Source organism: Aminipila sp., assembly GCF_032051575.1.
Classification (GTDB): Bacteria; Bacillota; Clostridia; order Peptostreptococcales; family Anaerovoracaceae; genus Aminipila.
The window spans coordinates 1326-4915 of record NZ_DAMBYD010000022.1; the positions used below are offsets into that span (position 1 = coordinate 1326).

At 32.1% G+C, this 3590-nt stretch carries 3 protein-coding genes; 1 reads left to right on the plus strand and 2 read right to left on the minus strand.

The window, feature by feature from the left end; all coding sequences use genetic code 11:
• Together RTW14_RS18550 and RTW14_RS18555 are read right to left on the minus strand one after the other, a co-directional pair.
• Positions 1–763: ornithine cyclodeaminase family protein (locus RTW14_RS18550; RefSeq protein ID WP_312654292.1), on the minus strand; the 763-nt coding region annotated here is incomplete at its 3' end.
• 8 nt (positions 764–771) lie between these two features.
• Positions 772–1893 (minus strand): aminotransferase class I/II-fold pyridoxal phosphate-dependent enzyme, encoded by a 1122-nt coding sequence (locus RTW14_RS18555; RefSeq protein ID WP_312654294.1) that lies wholly within the window; start codon positions 1891–1893, stop codon positions 772–774.
• A 110-nt stretch (positions 1894–2003) separates the two neighbouring features.
• Between RTW14_RS18555 and RTW14_RS18560 the strand changes: the two genes are divergently transcribed.
• A complete protein-coding gene (locus RTW14_RS18560) occupies positions 2004–3476 on the plus strand; it encodes an aminotransferase-like domain-containing protein (protein WP_312654296.1) in 1473 nt (490 codons plus the stop codon).
• The last annotated feature ends 114 nt before the right edge of the window (positions 3477–3590 follow it).

The following is a 3590-nucleotide window of genomic DNA, read 5'->3' on the forward strand; positions in this document are numbered from 1 at the left end:
GTTCCACACACTGATATATTGAATCAACATAAATTTTTGATCGACTAAATATTTTAGGATCAAGCTCCTGTTTACCAGCCATATCAGCACCTATGGCAATAATATGAGTACCTTCCTTTATCCATTCATCTTTGACAATCATATTTTTGCTTGGTGTCGTCGTTACAATGATATCAGCATCAATAACAGCATCTTTTGCAGTTTCACATGTTTCAACTAATAAATTAAGTGATTTAGAGATTTCTTCTCTATATGCTGCTAATAATTCAGTATTAGTGTCCCAAACTTTTACAGATTCAATATTCAAAACTTCGCATATAGCTTTGAGTTGCATACGAGCTTGATTTCCAGAACCAATGATAGCCACTTTCTTAGAATTCTTTCTTGCTAAAAGGCGAGCAGATAATCCACCAGCAGCACCTGTCCTATATCCAGTAATCAAACTTCCATCCATTATACATAACGGATAACCGGTTTTCCCATCAATCAACATAATTGTTGCCAGCATCGTTGGCAAATTATAAACCTTTGGATTATCCCAATATCCAGATGCACTTTTTATACTTATGAATTGATTAGATTTCGAATAGCATGTCTTTATATCAAGTTCTCCATTGTTTTCTTCATCTTCTATTGATACAATAGGTGGCTGAATAACCATATTACTGCAGTAGTCTGTATATGCTTGTTCAACAGAAGCTATTGCATCTTTCATATTGATAAGCATTCCTACATCTTGTTTTGATAAAATCAATGTCTCCATCTAATCACCTACACGTATTTTTTTTCAATCAAATATTCCTCGAACTTCTTAAGGCTTTCTTCAAAATTATCTCTACCATAACCCATTCTAAAATATTGTCCTTTAAATCCATAAATACTTGATGGAAGTAAAAGTACACCTTTTTCTGCAACAAGTGTTTCACAGAAATCATGAATTGGCATTTCTATATTCATCTTATGAAAAGCCACTGGGCCTGCCATTGGTCTGTTATATTCAAAAAGATCTGAATATTTACTAAAGAACTTATCAGCTATTTTAAGGTTTGATTCAATTATACTTCTATTTTTATTAAGTATTTCATCACTATGTTTAAGTGCAACCATAGAAAGATATTCAGATGGTGCACTTGTACAAATACTTGTATAATGCTTCATTTTTTTCATTTTTTCAATAATTTCAAGGTCTTTTGTAGCAATCCAACCAAGTCTTAATCCCGCTAAACCATATGCCTTAGACATAACACCAAGAGAAATTCCTTTTTCATAACAGTCTGCAAACCATGGACGCTTTTCTCCATCTAATTCTACACCTTTATAAACTTCATCGCAGAAAACATATAAATCATATCTTCTTGCTATTTCAACTATCTTTTCTATTTCTTCTTTTTTCAAAGTATAACCAGTTGGATTATTTGGGCTATTCAAGCAGATAAGCTTAGTGTTTGGTTTTATCATGTCTTCTAATTTATCTATATCAATTGTCCAACCATTCTCACCTTGTTCCAATGACCATTTTGAAACTTCACAACCTATTGAATTTGGAACTTCGAATGATGACTGATAAATAGGGAACTGACATATTACATGATCACCTTTTTCCAATAACACGTTGGCAAAATTAAATATTGGTTCTTGAGCTCCTGCATGCACTACTATTTCTTCAGGTGTAATTGTAGAATATAAACTAGATATAACCTCCCTAAGATATGGGCTTCCAGCCACTTCAGTATATCCAAGCCCTCCATTTAAAAATTCTTCTTCAGCACCAGGTTCATAAGCAAGTAATTCTTTCATACTCATAGAAGCACAATCTGATTGCGTAAGTAAATATGGTGCTGAAAACTCATGCTTTCCAAAAAATACTTCTAATTTAAAATCTCTTAATTTCATACTATAATCATTCCTTTCTTGAATTTATTATAATAATACAATATAATGACTATAAAATATCCAACCAAAGAAAATATAATACCCATCCAAGTTAGCAAAAGGAGCAAATTATGAGTACCAAATTTAATGAAACTGTAATAATAAATTGGAAACCCGATAAGAACTCAGATATTACTTTAACAAAGCAAATAATTGGATATCTTAAAGAACGAATTGCAAAAGGGGATTGGGTAGTTGGTCAAAAGCTACCATCTCAACGTAAAATGGCCGAGTTATTTGAAGTAAACAGAAGCACAATAGTTGAGGCTCTATCTGAACTGACATCACTTGGCATTATTGACTCCTCCTTTGGTAAAGGCACAACCATAGTAAATAATACATGGTCTCTTCTTATTGACAGCAGTACACCCGATTGGAAAAATTACATAGAACATGGGATACATAGACCCAATAATCCAATAATACAAGCTATGTATAAATTCGAATTTATTGAACCAATAATTCGTCTTGGAACAGGAGAAATGTCACCAGATCAATTTCCTCATGATATGATGACTGATGTTCTTAAAAGAGTATCTGATCGAAATGTTTCTTATAATTATTTAGGTCCGCTTGGCCTATATGAACTTAGAGTTGAATTATGTAAGTATCTAAAAAAATTCAATTTACAGGTAGAACCATCACAAGTTTTAATAGTATCAGGCTCACTTCAAGCTCTGCAACTTATTTCTCTTAGTATACTAGGACCAAATTCTGTTGTCCTCGTAGAAGAGCCATCATATATTAAATCATTGAGAGTTTTTGACTTCTCAGGTATTACCATGAGAAATGTTCCTATGGATAAAGATGGTATAATGCCATGGATGATAGATGATACTATATTAAAAAAGGGAAAGTCTATACTATATACAATTCCTACATTTCATAATCCAACTGGAATTACTATGAGTGAGAATAGACGAAGTGAATTGCTTAGATGGTGTAAATCAAATCGACTTCCAATTATTGAAGATGATGTTTATAGAGAATTATATTTTGATGAGGCTCCTCCCCTTCCAATTAAAGCAATAGACAATACTGGAAATGTTCTTTACATGGGAAGCGTATCTAAATCACTAGCACCAGGCTTTAGAATTGGATGGATAGTAGGTCCTGAATCTATTGTAGAGCGTCTTGGAGACATAAAAATGCAAACTGACTATGGTGCAAGTTCATTATCCCAATGGATAATGAATGAATGGTTTAATAGTGGACTATACGATATTCATATTCAAACACTTAGAAAACAACTAAAAGAAAGATGTTCTTTTATGCTTCATTTACTTGATTTATATTTTTCTGATATTGCAACTTGGAATATTCCTAAAGGCGGTTTCTATATATGGTTGAAATTAAATAAACCTTTGTCTATAGATAAGGTTTTTGATCAAGCACTTAAAGAGAATGTATTAATTAATCCTGGTGATATATATAGTTTTAAGAAAAATAATTGTATACGTCTTTCTTACTCTTATGCATCAAATCAAGATATGGAAGAGGGATTGAAAAAACTTTCTGTAATTATTAAAAGAATAATAAATTAATTATTAAAAACTCCTAAGTTTTTCTAACCTAAATAGTACGGCTGCACATGATAATTAGGTTATCATGTACAGCCATTTTTATAAGCCCGTTACTTTTACTGGTATCTGTGTTTC